General features: G+C 69.2%; 15 protein-coding genes. 6 read left to right on the top strand and 9 right to left on the bottom strand.

Going from position 1 to position 15,682, the window contains the following annotated elements; all coding sequences use genetic code 11:
• Positions 1–8: 8 nt before the first annotated feature.
• The 3 genes from JOF48_RS09635 to JOF48_RS09625 are packed head-to-tail and all read right to left on the bottom strand — an operon-like array spanning position 9 to position 3,630.
• Complete coding sequence (locus JOF48_RS09635; RefSeq protein ID WP_245346478.1) at positions 9–1,361, bottom strand: dihydrolipoamide acetyltransferase family protein; 1,353 nt, start codon at positions 1,359–1,361, stop codon at positions 9–11.
• Complete coding sequence (locus JOF48_RS09630) at positions 1,358–2,428, bottom strand: alpha-ketoacid dehydrogenase subunit beta (protein ID WP_209680136.1); 1,071 nt, start codon at positions 2,426–2,428, stop codon at positions 1,358–1,360. Before JOF48_RS09630 ends, JOF48_RS09635 begins: the two co-directional genes overlap by 4 nt.
• The gene (locus JOF48_RS09625) at positions 2,425–3,630 is read right to left on the bottom strand and encodes a thiamine pyrophosphate-dependent enzyme (RefSeq protein ID WP_209680134.1); all 1,206 of its coding nucleotides are present in this window, start codon (positions 3,628–3,630) and stop codon (positions 2,425–2,427) included. The genes JOF48_RS09630 and JOF48_RS09625 overlap by 4 nt, the downstream gene beginning before the upstream one ends.
• Before the next feature lie 235 nt (positions 3,631–3,865).
• On the opposite strand from JOF48_RS09625, the gene JOF48_RS09620 reads away from it, so the two are divergent.
• The 4 genes from JOF48_RS09620 (at position 3,866) to JOF48_RS09605 (ending at position 7,289) form a co-directional block, all read left to right on the top strand.
• The gene (locus tag JOF48_RS09620; protein WP_209680131.1) at positions 3,866–4,318 is read left to right on the top strand and encodes an Lrp/AsnC family transcriptional regulator; all 453 of its coding nucleotides are present in this window, start codon (positions 3,866–3,868) and stop codon (positions 4,316–4,318) included.
• Positions 4,319–4,415: 97 nt separating this feature from the next.
• Positions 4,416–5,201: an isocitrate lyase/PEP mutase family protein gene (locus JOF48_RS09615; protein WP_209680128.1), complete on the top strand. Its 786-nt coding sequence runs from the start codon at positions 4,416–4,418 to the stop codon at positions 5,199–5,201.
• Between the two features lie 87 nt (positions 5,202–5,288).
• The gene (locus JOF48_RS09610) at positions 5,289–6,680 is read left to right on the top strand and encodes an LssY C-terminal domain-containing protein (RefSeq protein ID WP_209680125.1); all 1,392 of its coding nucleotides are present in this window, start codon (positions 5,289–5,291) and stop codon (positions 6,678–6,680) included.
• A gap of 72 nt (positions 6,681–6,752) precedes the next feature.
• The gene (locus tag JOF48_RS09605) at positions 6,753–7,289 is read left to right on the top strand and encodes a hypothetical protein (protein WP_209680123.1); all 537 of its coding nucleotides are present in this window, start codon (positions 6,753–6,755) and stop codon (positions 7,287–7,289) included.
• A gap of 64 nt (positions 7,290–7,353) precedes the next feature.
• Here the strand turns inward: JOF48_RS09605 and JOF48_RS09600 are convergent, their stop codons facing one another.
• From JOF48_RS09600 to JOF48_RS09590, 3 genes are read right to left on the bottom strand one after another with little or no spacing between them, the layout of a single operon-like run.
• Positions 7,354–8,289 (bottom strand): diacylglycerol/lipid kinase family protein, encoded by a 936-nt coding sequence (locus JOF48_RS09600; RefSeq protein WP_209680120.1) that lies wholly within the window; start codon positions 8,287–8,289, stop codon positions 7,354–7,356.
• The gene (locus JOF48_RS09595; protein ID WP_209680118.1) at positions 8,286–9,851 is read right to left on the bottom strand and encodes a glycerol-3-phosphate dehydrogenase/oxidase; all 1,566 of its coding nucleotides are present in this window, start codon (positions 9,849–9,851) and stop codon (positions 8,286–8,288) included. The genes JOF48_RS09600 and JOF48_RS09595 overlap by 4 nt, the downstream gene beginning before the upstream one ends.
• 2 nt (positions 9,852–9,853) lie before the next feature.
• Positions 9,854–10,468, bottom strand: coding sequence for a TetR/AcrR family transcriptional regulator (locus JOF48_RS09590; RefSeq protein ID WP_209680116.1), 615 nt, complete (start codon positions 10,466–10,468; stop codon positions 9,854–9,856).
• Positions 10,469–10,485: 17 nt separating this feature from the next.
• On the opposite strand from JOF48_RS09590, the gene JOF48_RS09585 reads away from it, so the two are divergent.
• Together JOF48_RS09585 and JOF48_RS09580 are read left to right on the top strand one after the other, a co-directional pair.
• Positions 10,486–12,171, top strand: coding sequence for an FAD-binding oxidoreductase (locus tag JOF48_RS09585; RefSeq protein WP_209680114.1), 1,686 nt, complete (start codon positions 10,486–10,488; stop codon positions 12,169–12,171).
• Positions 12,168–13,001 (top strand): SDR family oxidoreductase, encoded by an 834-nt coding sequence (locus JOF48_RS09580; RefSeq protein WP_209680112.1) that lies wholly within the window; start codon positions 12,168–12,170, stop codon positions 12,999–13,001. The genes JOF48_RS09585 and JOF48_RS09580 overlap by 4 nt, the downstream gene beginning before the upstream one ends.
• 106 nt (positions 13,002–13,107) lie before the next feature.
• Here the strand turns inward: JOF48_RS09580 and JOF48_RS09575 are convergent, their stop codons facing one another.
• Genes JOF48_RS09575 through paaD form a run of 3 tightly spaced genes read right to left on the bottom strand, consistent with a single transcriptional unit; the run spans position 13,108 to position 15,680 of the window.
• Positions 13,108–13,890, bottom strand: a complete 783-nt coding sequence (locus tag JOF48_RS09575; RefSeq protein WP_209680110.1) for an enoyl-CoA hydratase/isomerase family protein — start codon at positions 13,888–13,890, stop codon at positions 13,108–13,110.
• A 24-nt stretch (positions 13,891–13,914) separates the two neighbouring features.
• Positions 13,915–15,138, bottom strand: coding sequence for a 1,2-phenylacetyl-CoA epoxidase subunit PaaE (gene paaE, locus JOF48_RS09570; protein WP_209680107.1), 1,224 nt, complete (start codon positions 15,136–15,138; stop codon positions 13,915–13,917).
• Positions 15,138–15,680, bottom strand: coding sequence for a 1,2-phenylacetyl-CoA epoxidase subunit PaaD (gene paaD, locus JOF48_RS09565; RefSeq protein WP_342591206.1), 543 nt, complete (start codon positions 15,678–15,680; stop codon positions 15,138–15,140). Before paaD ends, paaE begins: the two co-directional genes overlap by 1 nt.
• Between the last annotated feature and the right edge of the window lie 2 nt (positions 15,681–15,682).

Genomic DNA, 15,682 nt, shown 5'->3' with positions numbered 1-15,682 from the left:
CCCCAACCCTACAAGTCGGCCAACACCGAGGCCGGGTTTTCCATGGCGTCGGCCACGAAGCGCAGAAAGCCGGCGGCCACTGCGCCGTCGCAGACCCGGTGGTCGAACGACAGCGTCAGCTCCGTCATTTTCCGCACGCACAGCGCCCCGTCCACCACCCACGGCTTGTCCGTGATGCGCCCCAGGCCCAGCATGGCGGCCTCCGGACGGTTGATGATGGTGGCCGATCCGTCCACGCCCAGCACCCCGTAATTGTTGATGGTGAACGTGCCGCCGCCCAGTTCGCCCGGCCCGGCATGCCCCTCCAGCGCCCGCCCGGTCAGCCCGCGGATGGCGGCGTCCAGTTCCCGGGCGCTGCGGCCCTGCGCGTTGCGGAGCACCGGCACCACCAGCCCGCGTTCGGTTTGCGTTGCGAAGCCCAGGTTGATGCCGCCGAACTCCACCAGGAAATCCGTGCCGCCTTCGCTGGCCAGCTGCGAATTGAGTTGCGGGAACCGGGCCAGCCCCGCCGCCGCAAACCGCGCCACGAACGCCAGCAGCCCCGGTGCAGAACCCTTCGTCTGGAGCCCGCGCCGCAGCTCCATCAGCGCCGTGGCGTCCACGTCCACCCAGACCGTGGCATCCGGGATCTCGCGCCGGCTGCGCACCATGGCCTCGGCCGCCGCCTTCCGCAGCCCCGCCAGCGGGGTCCGTGAGAGCACCGCCAGGCCCGTGCGCTGATCCACGACGGCGGACACCTCCCCGGGTGCCGGCGCCTCCCCGCGCTGGTCTGCCATGTGCGGTTCCTTCCCGAGTGGTTCCGCAGGTGTGCCGGGCGCGGCTGGCGTCCCGGCCGCGGCCATGCCTGCTGCCCCGGCCCTTGCGATGGCCGCTTCCACGTCGGCGCGCAGGATCAGCCCGCCCGCGCCGGTGCCCTCGAGACCGGCGAGCGCAATTCGGTTCTCGTGCGCCAGCTTGCGCACCACGGGCGACACCACCAGCGGCGCCTGCCGTGCCGCCGCGGCCTGCACGGCGGGACGGCTGCGGCCGGGGCCGCCCACACCGGAGGTCCCGTAGCCGATGAGGACATTTCCGGAGCCAGCAACTTCGGGTTCAGGGACCGCGGTGCCGTCCGCCGCGATCGTGACCAGCGGCTGGCCCACTTCCAGGGTGCCGCCCTCCTCGCAGTGCAGCGTGGCCACCGTTCCCGCGTAGGGCGAGGGCACCTCCACCACGGACTTGGCGGTTTCCACCTCTGCGATGGGCTGGTCGACTTGCACGGAGTCGCCCACGGCGACCAGCCACGAGACGAGTTCGGCCTCGACAAGCCCCTCGCCCAGGTCCGGCAGCAGGAACACCTGCCCTCCTGTTTGGACGCTCATGATTCCTCCCATTGGAGCCGGTCGACTGCGTCGAGAATACGGTCAACGCCGGGCAGGTAGTACTTTTCCAGCCGCGGCGGCGGGTAGGGGACGTCGAATCCGCTCACGCGCAGCACGGGTGCGGCCAGCGAATGGAAACAGTGCTCCTGGATGCGCGCCGCGATCTCCGACGCCATCGAGGCAAAGCCCGGCGCCTCCGCGACGACCACCACGCGGCCCGTGGACCGGACAGCGGCGTTGACGGTGTCGTCGTCGAACGGCACCAGTGAACGCACGTCGATGACCTGCAAGGAGCGGCCCTCGGCGGCCGCGGTCTCCGCGGCGGCGAGCGCCGGCGCCACGGACGGGCCGTACGCGATGAGCGTGGCGTCGGTGCCCTCGCGCAGCACGGTTGCCCGCCCGATGCTGGACGGCACGCCATTGGCCCCTCCCCGATCGGCGGGCGATGAGTGCCGGGAGCGCAGCGCGTCCAGGTCCACCGTGGCCTTGGTGAAGTACAGCTTCTTCGGCTCCATGAACACCACGGGGTCCGGGGACTCGATGGCCTCGCGAAGCAGGGTGTAGGCGTCCGCAACCGACGACGGCGTCAGCACAACCAGGCCTGGGGTGTGGGCGTAGTGCGCCTCCGAGGAATCGCAGTGGTGCTCCACCCCGCCGATCCCGCCGGCGTAGGGGATGCGGATGACCAGGGGCAGCCGGACCTGCCCGCGTGTGCGGTTGCCCGTCTTGGCCACGTGGCTGGTGATCTGTTCAAACGCCGGGAAGGCAAAGGCGTCGAACTGCATCTCCACCACCGGGCGCATGCCGTTCATGGCCATGCCGGTGGCCATGCCAACAATGCCGGACTCGGCCAGCGGCGTGTCAAAGCAGCGTTCCTCCCCGAACCGGGAGGTCAGCCCGTCCGTCACGCGGAACACGCCGCCCAGCTTCCCCACGTCCACACCAAAAACCACCACTGAAGGGTCGGCCTCCATGGCGTCCGCCATGGCCAGGGTCAGCGCCTTGGCAAACGTCAGGCTCTGCACCCCGGACAATGCCGGGGCGTTGATGGCTGGTGCCGCCGTCATGGCCGGCCCGCTGACGGCTGGGCTGCGGATGCATGGCCGGCGGCAGCCTGGCCCGCGGCGAGTTCGGCTTCCAGCTGCCGGCCTTGCTCGCGCAGCTGAGGGGTGGGCTCGCTGAACACAAAGCGGAACATGTCCAGCGGGTCGGGCCGGGTCTCGGCATTGAGTCCGTCACGCAGCGCCTGCGCCGTCTCCTCGGCGGCCGCGGCGAAACGCTCCGCTGCAGCGGAACCCAGCGCCCCGGCGTCGTACAGGTATTTTTTCAGCCGCATCAGCGGGTCCCTCGGAACCCACTGCGCCACCTCTGCGGCGGAGCGGTAGCGGGTGGAATCGTCGGCGTTGGTGTGCGCCTCCATCCGGTAGGTGTGGGCCTCCACCAGGGCGGGGCCCCCGCCGTTGCGGGCCCGGTCCACGGCACTGCCCAGCACGGCCAGCAGGGCGGCGAGGTCGTTGCCGTCCACGCGCTCGCCGGGCATGCCGTAGCCAATGGCCTTGTGGGCCAGGGACGGCGCCACCGACTGGTGGATGAGCGGAACCGAGATGGCGTACTGGTTGTTTTGGACCAGGAACACGGCCGGAACGTGGAAGACGGCGGCAAAGTTCAGGGCCACGTGGAAGTCGCCCTCGCTCGTGGCGCCGTCGCCGCACAGGGCCAGCACCACGGTGTCCTCCCCGCGCAGCTTGGCCCCGTGCGCCACACCCACCGCGTGCAGCAGCTGGGTGGCCAGCGGCGTGGCCGGCAAGGCCGTGTTGTAGCGGTTGGGGTCGAAGCCGCTGTGCCAGTCCCCGCGCAGCGCCTCGAACGCTGCCATGGGCGGCACGCCGCGGCCAATGACGGCCACGGAATCGCGGTAGGTGGGGAACAGCCAGTCGCTGCGGCGCAGGCACATCCCCGCCGCAACCTGGCACGCTTCCTGACCGTACGACGACGGATACACCGCCATCCGCCCCTGCCGCACCAGCGCACCGGCCTGTTCGTTGATCCGCCGGCCCGTGACCAGCCCGCCGTACCCCTGGAGCAGGGTTTCCGGCGCGGGCAGCGTGTAGCTTTCCTTGTACTTGCCGCCGGAGTGCGCCGTGCCGTCGGCGTTGATGAGCCGGACGGGTTCCGCGGACGGCAGCAGGTACTCGCCCGTCAGTCCGCGGCTGCCCGCCTGCAGCGCCGCATTCCCGGGGTGGTTCAAGAATTCCGGATGGTTCGTCATTGAACACTCACTCCTCCCAGCTGGTCCTGCCAGCAAAGATGTTCCGTTCATTTCAGTATGGAATTGATTGCGGAACGTCGCCATTACTCGGGGAAACTCTGGAACTTTACGCACGTACTGCATAGTCTGAAAGACACAATCGTGGCGGGAGGCGCCCTGGCGCGCAGCTCGTCCGGCTGCCGGCCATCCCGGCGGACGGGAACTGCCCGGCCCGGCGACGGTGGGGAGGAACATCATGGAAACAGGCAGCCAGGTCCCCCTGGATGACGTGGACCGGAAGATCATTGCCGAACTGGTCCGGGACGGGCGGATATCCGTCAGCGCCGTGGCCGCCAACGTGCATGTCTCCCGCGCCCACGCCTATGCGCGGATTTCCCGGCTCACCGAGACCGGGATCCTGACCAAGTTCACGGCGCTCGTGGACCCGGTCAAGGCGGGGCTCAAGTCAAGCGCCTACGTGACCCTGAAGGTCAGCCAGCATGCGTGGCGGGAACTGCGCGAGGAACTGCGGGCCATTCCGGAGGTGGCCCACATTGCCCTGGTGGGCGGCGACTTCGACGTGATCCTATTGGTGCGCGCCGAGGACAACATGGGGCTGCGGCGGGTCGTCTTCGACCAGTTGCAGTCCATGCCCGGGGTGCTGGACACGCAGACCTTCCTGATCTTCGAGGACCTGGACACCCGCTGACGGTCGGCCCTGGCGGCGCCGGCGCAATCATGCACGGCGCACCAGCCCCGCGGCAGGGGGTACCGGCCGGCGGTCCACCGGGCTACGCTCAATCAGTATGAACACTACTTCCAGCACTGCAAGCAAGGCGTCCGAACTGCTCCGCCTCCACCGCGCGCCGCAGATCCTGCAGCTGGCGAATGTGTGGGACGCCGTCAGCGCGAAGGTGGTGGCGGACCTGCCCGGGACCACGGCGCTCGCCACGGCGAGCCATTCGATCGCGGCGTCGTACGGTTATGAGGATGGCGAGCACATGCCCGTGGCCACCATGATTGAGGCGGTCGGGCGGATCGCCGCCGCCACCGAGCTGCCCGTCACGGCGGACCTGGAGCGCGGCTACGGCAATCCCGCCGAAACCGTCCGGCGGGCCGTGGGCGTGGGCATCGTGGGCGCCAACATCGAGGACCAGATGCTGCCGCTGGCGCAGTCGGTGGCGCGCATGAAGCAGGCCGTCGACGCCGGCGCAGCCGAGGGCATCGACTTTGTCCTCAACGCCCGCACCGATGCATTCCTGCTGGCCGGCGACCGCGATCCGGGCGAGGTCCTCGAGTCCGCCATTGAGCGCGGCCGGGCCTACCTGGAGGTGGGCGCCGCCTGCGTGTTCTTCCCCGGCAAGCTGGACGAGCACACGGTCAAGTCGCTTGTTGCCGGCGTCGGGCCTGGGCTTGTTTCCGTCATCAATGTGCCGGGTTCGCTGCCGCCGTCCAGGCTGCAGGAACTGGGCGTGGCCCGGATTTCCTACGGCCCATGGATGCAGCGCGTGGCCCTGACCGCTCTGGCCGACGCCGCCCTCGCCCTCATGGACAACGGCGCGCTGCCGGCGGGCACCCGTGTGCTCAACTAAGGTGCGGATTTTCCCTTGATGCCCGACGGCGGACGGGCGGCCCTGCGGTTGACCCGCCTGCCGCAGTCCCGAGACTAGGATGGCCCCATGGAGGCCCACCCAGCACAGGAACGGCAGGACCCGCAGGTAGGGGCCGGCAAGTGGCGCGCACGCAGGGACTCCATGAATGCAGTCGTTGACAACTTGGCCTTCGCGTTCAGCGGACTCGCAGCCATTTGGCTTGCCTGGCTCGTGTTCACAGAAGACTTCAGGTGGGGCTGGCGGCTGGCCCCATTCGCCCTCCTGTTCTGGCTGCTGCTTGCCTACCTTGTGTTGCCGCGGCTCCACAAGATCCTGACGGAGATTTACGTTCCGAACTACTTCATTGGCCGGGCCAGGACGAGCGACGGTTTGCTGGGTGACCCCATCAACCTTGCTGTCATGGGCACCGAAGCCCAGCTGCACCAAGCCATGACCCGTGCCGGCTGGATACGCGCGGACGAGGTCACGCTGGGCTCCAGCTGGCGCATCATCACCTCCACCGTCATGAAACGAAGCTACGACGAAGCGCCCGTGAGCCCGCTGCTGCTGTTCGGCCACCAGCAGGACCTGGCCTACCAGCAGGAAGTGGAGGGGAACCCGGCCAAGCGCCACCATGTGAGGTTCTGGCGCTGCCCGGAGGGCTGGCTGCTGCCCGGCGGCCACAGGGCGGACTGGATGGGCGGCGGCACATTCGACAAATCGGTGGGCTTCTCCCTGTTTACCCTGCAGGTCACGCACAAGATCGCCGCCGACACAGACGTTGAGCGGGACCACATCGTCAAGACGCTGGAGGACAGCGGCGACGACGTTGAGGTCCGGGTGATCAAGGACTTCTCCTCCGGCTACCACTCACGCAACGGGGGCGGCGACTCCATCAAGACGGACGGCAACCTGCCCGTCATTGACCTTGCCAAGGTGCACGTCCCGGACGGAGGCAACCCGCTGGGGCCCGGCCTGGACGCCCGCCGCATTGCCAGGGCGCAGCATCGGCCGCTCTCCACCACGCTCGGGGTGGCCTTGATGCTGGTTGGCGGGGTGATGAGCACGCTGGCAACGATTGCGATCGTGCGGGATTGGCGGCACATTGCCGAGGAAGCGGCGGGCACGGCAACAGCCGCGGAGACGTGGTGGCTGGACCTGGTTCTGGTTGCCATCGCCGGGGCATCCTTGCTGGGTGCGGGCCTGTGCTACCTGCTGGCAATCTTGGTGTTCCGGGGCAGCAACTGGGCTCGGATCGCAGCCCTGGCGTACACCGCCCTGCTGGTGGTGACAGCCGCGATTGGCTTCTTCACAGGTCAACCCGTCCCATTCGGCAGCGACATCTTCGGGCTGCCGCTGGACATTCTGGTGCTGCTGGCCCTGTCCGCGCGCAGCTCAAGGTTGTGGGCAAGGCGGCCACGGGTGCCCACAGCCGCGGGTCAAAAACCCAAGGGTGTTTTGAAGGGCTCCCCGGCATAGGACAATTTCCGGCCGGCACCCTTCGCGGGGCCGGTGGTGAACAGCCCTCGGCAAAGCGGCGACAATTGAACCATGACGCAATCCCCCGCCCTTCAGCCCCTCCCCGACCAATCCGCGATCGCTGCGCAGGAGGCGCCCCTGGTCAATGGGCGGGTTTTCCTGGCGGCCGGCCTCGGCGCCGTCCTGTCCGGGCTCATGATCCTGTTGGGGTCCAACGACCCCGCCAATATTGGCTCGGCAGTCTTCCAGCTGGCCCCGCTGGTCCCGGCTGCCTGCGCCGTGCTCCTGTGGATCTCGCTGAAGTTCACGGACAAGTCCGAGGCACGCCGCCAGACGGTTTCCGCCGCCGGAGTGCTGGGCATTGTTGCTGCGGCGTTCTACATGGTCGAATGGTCTGCCCGCTTTGAACTAAGCCTGTACTTTGCACTCATGCTGCTGGCGTGGGGCAGCCGGTTGAAGTTTGCCCCGCTGATGTGGGCGGCGCTTCCCTACCTCGCTGCGTCCATCCTGCTGCGCATCTTCGACTTCCCCGGTGAAGCGCTGGTCTTGCTCGCCCTCGGCGCCCTGACCATGGCCTTCCCCTTTGTGATGCGGCGTCGGGGGAAATAGCTGTTTATCTGATGCCGCGTCCGGAAAAACTGGTGCTTATCTGATGCGGCGTCGGAAAAGGCGGTCAGCGCAGGACCTTCGAGCCCTTCGGCAGGAGCACCGCCACCGCGGCGGGGGCCACCTCCAGCAGTGCGGGCAGCGGGCCCACCCGCTCGCCGTCGGCGTAGATGTTCAGCGGCTTGCTGGCACTGACCCGCACCGTCCGCCCGCGCGCAAAGCTGACACCGGGCTGGCGCAGGTGCGCGCCCCGAAACGCCCGCAGGAACACGGAAATGACGCGCACGATCGACGCGCTTCCGAGGGAGACCACATCCAGCTGCCCGTCGTCGGCCTTGGCCAGGGGGTTGATCCGCAGCCCGCCGCCGTACTGGCCCACATTTCCGACGGCGGTGAACCAGCCGGTGAAGATGCTCGCCTCCCCGTCCACCTCCACCGTGAACACGACGTCCTTCCACTCGAAGAAGGCCCTGACCCCGCCGTACAGGTACACGAACGGGCCCAGGTTCAGGCGCGCGCTGTTGCCGTATTCATTGGCCAGACCGTCGAACCCGACGTTGGCCACGCCAAAGTAGGGCCTGCCGTTGACGAGTCCAAGGTCGAGCGCCGCCACCGACAGTTGTGGCAGGGACGCAACCGTCCGTGCCGGGTCCAGGCCCAGGCCCATCCGGCGCACGGTGTCGTTGCCGCGGCCTCCTGCCAGCGGCAGGAGCACGGCACCGGATTCCATGGCGCCCGCCGCAACGGCACCGAGAAAGCCGTCACCGCCCAGCACCGCCACGAGCGATCCGGCCGCGGCGGCGCGTGCCTGGGCCGTGGCGTCCGCCAGGTTGTCCGTGATGACGACCGCCGGCGTGAACCCCGCCTCCGCGAATGCCTGAACGGTCTTGGGCAGCACCTTCATGCTGCGTCCGCGCCCGGAGGTCGGGTTGACCAGAAGCAGCACCTGCCCGCCATACGGCAGCGCCACACTGCCTGAACCGGACGTGTCCGCGCCGCTCATTTCCCGGCCGCCATGGCAAGAATCTCCCCGGCACGCTCCCGGGCCTTCTGCGCATCCTCCGGCACAAACGACAGCCTGGTGCGGCGCTCCAGCAGGTCCGCCACGGTGCAAGCGCCTTCGGCACGCACGCCAAACAGCAGTTCAGCGCCGGTGATGTCCGTGCCGTCAAACAAGGGTTCGCGCAAGATTCGTTCTTCCTGTCCCAGCCGGTGCACGTGCACGGCCTCGGTGCCATACTTTGCCACAAGCCGGGGCGGGGCCGCCAGTGATTTCAGCTGGGCCGGCCCCGCCGCCCCCACAAGCGGCAGCGTCCTGGTCCGGCACGGCCGGATCCCGGCACCCACGCCCGCGCCGGCACCAAGCCGTGCGGCCGCCGCATCCACCGCATCCTGGGCCATGCGCCGGTACGTGGTCAGCTTCCCGCCCACCACGGTGATGGGTGCGCCCGGCACATCCGTGACGAGGTGGCGGCGGGAGATGTCGGCCGTGCCGTCGAAACCGTCGCCGTGCGCCGCCTCGGCCAGGGGACGCAGCCCCGCAAAGGCGCCCACGACGTCGTCCCTCACCAGTGCCACCGCCAAGGTGGCGTTGACAATGCCAAGGAGGAATTCGACGTCGTGCTCCGGAACCGGCGGACGGTGGCCGTCAGCGGTGCGGTCCTCCTCATCGGTGAGCCCGATGTAGACCAGCCCGCCCGGCTGCGGGAGGACAAAAACGTAGCGGCCAAAGTGCCCGGGAACCGCAACGGTGTGGGCCGCGTGGGGCAGGCCGAGCCGCTCCGCCCGCACCACCAGGTGGGTGCCGCGGCTGGGGGTGACGGTCAGGGCGGGATCGAACCCGGCGGCCCACACACCCGTGGCATTGACCACGGTCCTGGCCCGGACAGCCAGCGGCGCACCCGTGCGGACGTCAACGGCGTCCACCCGGTCGGCGCCAACCGCCACCGCCCGCACGTCGCGCAGGATGTGCGCCCCGAGCCCGGCCGCCGTCCGCGCCACGGCGAAAACCAGCCGCGCGTCATCCACCAGCTGCCCGTCCCAGTACAAGTAGCCGCGCCGCAGCCCCGCCACGTCCAGGGCCGGGGCAAGCGCCGCCACCGCCGCCGGCGTGAGCAGCTGCGGGCGCGGCAGCACGGAACTGCGCAGCCCGGATGCCCGGCGCAGGCCGTCGTACAGCACGGTGCCAAACCCCGCCGCGAGGCCCTCCCACGCCGGCGCACTGCGGGCATCGGGGATGACGAACGCGAGCGGGTGGACCAGGTGCGGGGCGATCCGCTCCATGAGCCAGCGCCGCTCCACCGCGGATTCCCACGCCACGGCAAAATCCATCTTCGCCAGGTAGCGCAGCCCGCCGTGCACCAGCTTGGAGCTGTAGCCGCTGGTCCCCGACGCAAGGTCACCGCTCTCCACAAGCGCCACGCTCAACCCCCGACTCGCCGCATCGAGCGCCACGCCCGCGCCGGTGATGCCGCCGCCCACCACCGCCACGTCCACGGTGTGCCCTGCCACGCGGTCCAGCGAGCGCGCCCTGGTGTCGTCATTGAGCCAGGTGGGGTTGGCCATTTTTACCTCTCCGAGTCCGTGGTGCGGCCGCCTGAATTGACGCCCGACGGCGTGAGGTAGCGTTCCAGCATGGTCGCCAGCTCGGCAAGGGCTGCTTCAAAGACGCCCGTGCGCAGCAGCACCCGGCAGGAGAGCGCCACGCCCTGCAGCGCCAGCAGCAGCATGGTTGCGGTTGCGTCCGCGGATTCGATGCTGCCGTCGGCCACGCCGTCGTCCAACATGGCGTGCAGCCGGTCCAGGATGAGCTGCTGGCTGGATCCGAACCGGTCCGTGACGTACGGGATCAGGAACTCCGGATCGCGCTCGGCGATGGAGGCCAACAGTTCCGAGGTGGCAAACACGCGCACGCTTTCCACGGCAAAGCGGACCAGCCGCTCGCGGCCGGTGCCGGGAGTCTCGGGCACATCCGCGGTGAAGGTGCGGAACTCCTCCGTCAGCGACACCAGCACCGCATTTTCCACCGAACCCATGCGCCGGTAGAAGGTCATGCGGGAGATGCCGGCGCGCTCGGCGATGTCGTTGGCCGTGGTGCGGCGGACCCCGTGGACCACCACGGCCTGGCGGATGGCAGCCAGCAGCCGGGCATCCACCGAAGTGCTGGTACGTTGTGACTTCATGTGTCACACTGTATCTCATGGTGACGCACATTACAGAAGAAATTCCCCGGTCGGTTTGGTACGGCTGGGGAGACCCCGCCCGTGCAAAGCCCCTGGGCCCCGGCGCGCTGGACTTCCTGCGCCGCACCCTCAAGCTCAAGGGCGTCGCCGGGGACCACCCGCCCGTCACAATGGCCGACGTCCGCGTGGGCCCCTCCGCCCTGGATGCCGCCACGCTCAACGAACTCGCCGCCATCACGGGGCCGGACCACGTTGCCACCGACGCAACGACCCGCATCCTGCACGCCGGAGGCAAGAGCACACCGGATTTGATCCGGCGCCGCAGCGGCGACGCACTCGAGGCGCCGGAGGCCGTCGTCTTCCCGGCCGGCGCCGAGGAGGTGCGCAGCATCCTTGCTCTTTGCGTGGAGCGGAATCTCGCCGTGGTCACGTTCGGCGGCGGCACCTCCGTGGTGGGCGGCGTGGAGCCTGTGCGCGGCCGCTTCAACGCCGTCATCACGCTGGACATGCGGCGCATGGACCGGCTGCTGCACGTGGACCCGCTGGCCCGCACCGCCACCTTCGAGGCCGGCATCCGCGGCCCGGCCATCGAGGCGGCGCTTGCCCCGCACGGGCTGACACTGGGCCATTTCCCGCAAAGCCACCAGGAGGCAAGCCTCGGCGGCTACCTAGCCACCCGCTCCGCCGGCCAGGCCTCCACCGGCTACGGCCGCTCCAATGACCTCGTGAAACAGGTCCACCTGGAGACCCCTGCCGGCCCGTTCGACGCCGGATCCCCGGCACCGGGGTCGGCCGCCGGCCCCAAGCTGCTCGATGTTGTGGTGGGCAGCGAGGGGACCCTTGGTGTCATCACCAGCGCAACGCTGAAGGTGGTCCCCGTCCCGCAGGCCAAGGTGTACGGCGCCTGGTCCTTCCCCTCATTCGAGGCCGGGGCCGAGGCCATGCGCAAACTCCGGCAGGACGGCGCACGGGGCGACATGCCGCATGTGTGCCGCTTGAGCGATACTGACGAAACGGCGTCGACCTTTAAACTGGGCGGCGCGAAGACCGCCGCACTGCAGCGCTACCTGCGCGTACGCGGGCAAAAGAGGCCGGCCATGGCCCTGTTTGTGTGGGAGGGCAGCGAGCGCGCAGGCCGGGCCGGCAAGCGGCGCAGCGCCCGGATCATGCGGGCGGCCGGCGGGATTTCGCTGGGGCCGCTGCCGGGGAAATCGTGGGAGCACGGGCGGTTCAGCGGGCCGTACCTGCGCGACGAGCTGCTGACCCGCGGCGTGTATGTCGAGACGCTCGAGACCGCGGCGACGTGGGGGAAGGTGGCGTCGACGTACGCGGCCGTGCGCTCGGCCATCCTCGCCGCGCTGGGGGAAAAGGGTGCGGCGGCGTTTGTGCAGACGCACATCTCGCACGTGTATTCAGACGGTGCATCCCTCTATTTCACGTTCCTGTCCGGGCTGGAGGAAGACGGGCTGGCGCAAAACGCCCGGGTCAAGGCGGCGGCGTCGGAGGCGATTGTTGCCGCGGGCGCCACCATCACGCACCACCACGCCGTCGGGATCGACCATGCCCCGTACATGGAGGCGGAAATTGGCGCGCTCGGGATCCAGGTGCTGGCCGGCATCAAGGGCGTCCTGGACCCGCACGGCATCATGAACCCCGGCAAGCTGATACCTGCCCCGCCCACCAACCCGAAGGAAGCACCATGACCGGCACCATCGATTCCCTTTCCGGAGCGACCATCCTCATCACCGGCGCCGCCATGGGCATGGGGGCGATGTACGCCAGGCTGGCCGTGGCGGACCATGCCGCGCACGTAGTGCTGTGGGATGTGAACGCGGCGGCGCTGGAGGAGGCTGCCGCCGAGCTGCGGGGCCGCGGCTCCGACATCCACGCCTACGTTGTGGACGTCAGCAGGCTTGAGGCGATCGAGGAGGCCGCCGCCAAGGTGCGTGCGGAGGTGGGCACCCCCGACATCCTGATCAACAACGCCGGCATTGTCCGCGGCAAGTATTTCTGGGAGCACGACCAGCGCAGCGACATCGCCGCCACGATGAACATCAACACGCTTGCCCTGATGCACATCACCCGCGAATTCCTGCCGGAGATGATCGCCGGGGGCCGGACGTCGCGGATCGTGAACGTGGCCTCGGCCGCCGGGCTGCTGGCGAACCCTCGCATGAGCGTCTACTCATCGTCCAAGTGGGCGGTCATCGGGTGGAGCGACTCCCTGCGCCTCGAGCTCGTGCAGGCCGGGCACACGCACATCCGCGTCACCACGTTCTGCCCGTCCTACATCAAGACCGGCATGTTCGAGGGCGCCCGCGGCCCGCTGCTGACCCCGCTCATGGAACCGGAAGCTGTCACCCAGCGCGTCTGGCGCGCCATGAAGGAGGGCACCCCGGTCCTCATGATGCCGTGGACCGTGAAGCTCAGCACAGCGCTGCGCGGCGTCCTGCCCATCAAGGCCTGGGACGTGGTGGCCGGCCGCGTGTTCGGCGTGTACAAGTCGATGGAGCACTTCACCGGCCGAAAGTAATCGTTGGCGGCTGGGTGGTGCCGCGTTGCGGGAAACCGGGAATTATCTGATGCCGCGTTGGGGAAAAACGCGTCATATCTGATGCGGCGTCTGGAGGGCGGGGGGGCTAATTTCCGGTGAACCTGGGCTTGCGCTTTTCCGTGAATGCGGCGAAGCCCTCCGCATAGTCGGCCGTTTTGGACAGGGCCACCTGCGCCTCATTTTCCAGCACGACGGCGTCCCACAGTCCCAGCCGCTTCCCCCGGATCGCTGCCACGAGGGATTTGCTGGCGTTGAAGGCCTGGGTTGGGCCGGCTGCGGTTTTCGCTGCCGAGGCGCGGGTGAAGTCCAGCAGGCCGTCGGCGGGCAGGGCCCGGCTGAACAGGCCCGATGCAACGGCTTCGGATCCGCCGATCAAGGCTGAGGTGTAGATGAGGTCAAGGGTGCGGTGTGCCCCCAAGGCTTCGGTGAACAGCCAGTGCCCGCCGGAATCCAGCGTGGCGCCGAGGTTGCCGAACGGAGAGCCAAACTTGGCATTCTCCGCCACGTAGACCACGTCCGTGGCAATCAGCAGGCCCAGCCCCACGCCGAGGCAGGCGCCCTGGGCAGCGGCAAAGGTGGGGGCGGGAAAGTCCGCCATCTTTTGCAGCAGCGGCGTGAGCAGCCCCTCGAGGTACCCGCGGGCGTCGTCGTTGGCGCCGTCCACCCCGGCGATGTCGCGGCCGGCACAAAACGCCCGTCCCGCACCGCGGAGGAGCAGCGCCCGGACGGTGCCCGCGGAGGCGGCGGCAGCAGCGTCGTCGTACGCGGCGGACAGCTCCCCCAGCCCGGCCTCATCCAGCGCGTTCAGCTTGTAGGGGGCATTGAGCACAACCTCTGCAACGCCGTCGGCAATGGACAGTTCGATCATGGCTGCTCCTTGTGGCGGGCCGTGTCAGCCGTCGTAGTCAACGGCCACCTCCGGCGTGGTGGGGTGCGACTGGCAGGTCAGGACGTATCCGGCGTCGAGCTCCTCGGGCTCAAGCGCATAGTTTTCATCCATGGTGACGTTGCCGGAGACGAGCTTGGCGCGGCAGGTGCCGCACACGCCGCCGGCGCAGGCGAACGGCACGTCGGGGCGGATGCGCAGGGCCGCGTTGAGGACTGTTTCGCGGGCGTGGACGGGGCTGCGGACATCTGCCGTGAGGCCGTCCAGGGTGAAGGTGATCTTGGTGGTTTCCTCGGAGGAGTCGATCAGGACGGGGCGGCCGTGCTGGCCCGCGGGGCGGTCCGGGCGGCCGGTGGTGAACAGCTCGAAGCGGATGTCGCTGCGGGCGACGCCGCGGGCGGCCAGGACGTCGCGGCACAGCTGGACCAGTTCGAAGGGGCCGCAAAGGAACCACTCGTCGACGTCCTCGGCGTGCACGGCCTTGCCCAGCAGGGCCTCCAGCTTCTCGGCGTCGAGGCGGCCGCTCAGCAGCGGGGCGATCCGCTGCTCGCGCGAGAGCACATGGTGGACGGCGAAGCGGCCGGGGTGCCGGTCCTTCAGGTCCGCGAGTTCCTCGAGGAACATCACGTCCATGGCGGCCTTGTTGGCGTAGATCAAATCCAGCCTGGCCGCGGGGCTGCCGCCCAGCAGGGACTTGGCCAGCGCCATGACGGGCGTGATGCCGGAGCCGGCCGCGATGGCCACGTACTTTCCCGTGCGACGGCCCAGCTCCTCGGGGTGGTTCATGCTGTTGAGGACATTGGACACTGCGCCGGTTCCTTGAGATGCGGAAACGGCGCCCGGGGTGCTGTGCGAAATGAAGGCACCCTGCGGGCTCATGACCTCCATGACGGCGCCGGCGGCCAGTTCCGCATTGGCCCAGGTGGAGAATTCACCGCCGATGTCCCGCTTGACGGCGATCTTCAGCTCCGAGCTGCCGTCAGGAAACTGCACCGGCACCGCGCACAGGGAGTAGCTGCGGCGCAGTTCGCGGAGCACACCGTGTTCATCGGGCATGTGCACGCGCAGCGCCACGTATTGCCCGGGCAGGTAGTCGTACCAGCCGGCAAGGGCTGCGGGCACGGCAAAGGTGACCTCGATGGCGTCGTCCGTCAGCCGCCGCACCTCCGAGACTTCCAGTTCGTGAAACGACGCCCGGCGCCGGGCCTTGGCGGTGGTGGGAACAGTCATCAGAGCACCTTGAAGTAGTCGAACGGTTCCCTGCAGTCCGTGCACACGTACAGCGCCTTGCAGGAGGTGGAGCCGAACCGGGCCAGCTCACGGGTGTGCAGCGACTGGCAGTGCGGGCATTTCACGGCCAGCGCCAGCCGGACGGGCCCGCTGCGCACACCGGAGCGGCCGCTGGGCGGGGCAATCCCAAACGCCTCCAGCTTGGCCCGGCCCGCGGCACTCATCCAGTCGCTGGTCCACGCGGGCGAGAGCACCGTCACGATCTCCGGCTCCGGCCAGCCCGCCGCAGTGAACGCGGCCCGCACGTCGCCGCGGATGGTGTCCATGGCGGGGCAGCCCGAGTAGGTGGGCGTGATGGTGACCCGCACGGCAGGCCGGCCTGCCGCGGAACCCGGCCCTCCGGCGTCGGGCATCCCGGCAGCGTCGCCCACCTCGACGGCGCGCAGGATGCCGAGGTCCGCGATGCTCAGCACGGGAAGTTCGGGGTCCGGCACGGCGGCTGCGATCTCCCAGGCCGCCTGCTGCAGTGTCTGTGTCTGCACGG

It is taken from the genome of Arthrobacter stackebrandtii, from assembly GCF_017876675.1.
Lineage (GTDB): Bacteria > Actinomycetota > Actinomycetes > Actinomycetales > Micrococcaceae > Specibacter > Specibacter stackebrandtii.
Note: the sequence above shows the minus strand (reverse complement) of the source record. Positions and strands in the feature narration are given on the sequence as shown.

Excerpts from the sequence above, each read along its gene's own strand:
- JOF48_RS09625 (WP_209680134.1), bottom strand. The coding sequence starts at position 3,630 with ATGACGAACCATCCGGAATTCTTGAACCACCCCGGGAATGCGGCGCTG.
- JOF48_RS09575 (WP_209680110.1), bottom strand. The coding sequence starts at position 13,890 with ATGATCGAACTGTCCATTGCCGACGGCGTTGCAGAGGTTGTGCTCAAT.
- JOF48_RS09615 (WP_209680128.1), top strand. The coding sequence starts at position 4,416 with ATGAACACTACTTCCAGCACTGCAAGCAAGGCGTCCGAACTGCTCCGC.
- paaE (WP_209680107.1), bottom strand. The coding sequence starts at position 15,138 with ATGACTGTTCCCACCACCGCCAAGGCCCGGCGCCGGGCGTCGTTTCAC.
- JOF48_RS09635 (WP_245346478.1), bottom strand. The coding sequence starts at position 1,361 with ATGAGCGTCCAAACAGGAGGGCAGGTGTTCCTGCTGCCGGACCTGGGC.
- JOF48_RS09620 (WP_209680131.1), top strand. The coding sequence starts at position 3,866 with ATGGAAACAGGCAGCCAGGTCCCCCTGGATGACGTGGACCGGAAGATC.
- JOF48_RS09585 (WP_209680114.1), top strand. The coding sequence starts at position 10,486 with ATGGTGACGCACATTACAGAAGAAATTCCCCGGTCGGTTTGGTACGGC.
- JOF48_RS09590 (WP_209680116.1), bottom strand. The coding sequence starts at position 10,468 with ATGAAGTCACAACGTACCAGCACTTCGGTGGATGCCCGGCTGCTGGCT.
- JOF48_RS09580 (WP_209680112.1), top strand. The coding sequence starts at position 12,168 with ATGACCGGCACCATCGATTCCCTTTCCGGAGCGACCATCCTCATCACC.
- JOF48_RS09595 (WP_209680118.1), bottom strand. The coding sequence starts at position 9,851 with ATGGCCAACCCCACCTGGCTCAATGACGACACCAGGGCGCGCTCGCTG.
- JOF48_RS09630 (WP_209680136.1), bottom strand. The coding sequence starts at position 2,428 with ATGACGGCGGCACCAGCCATCAACGCCCCGGCATTGTCCGGGGTGCAG.
- JOF48_RS09600 (WP_209680120.1), bottom strand. The coding sequence starts at position 8,289 with ATGAGCGGCGCGGACACGTCCGGTTCAGGCAGTGTGGCGCTGCCGTAT.
- JOF48_RS09610 (WP_209680125.1), top strand. The coding sequence starts at position 5,289 with ATGGAGGCCCACCCAGCACAGGAACGGCAGGACCCGCAGGTAGGGGCC.
- JOF48_RS09605 (WP_209680123.1), top strand. The coding sequence starts at position 6,753 with ATGACGCAATCCCCCGCCCTTCAGCCCCTCCCCGACCAATCCGCGATC.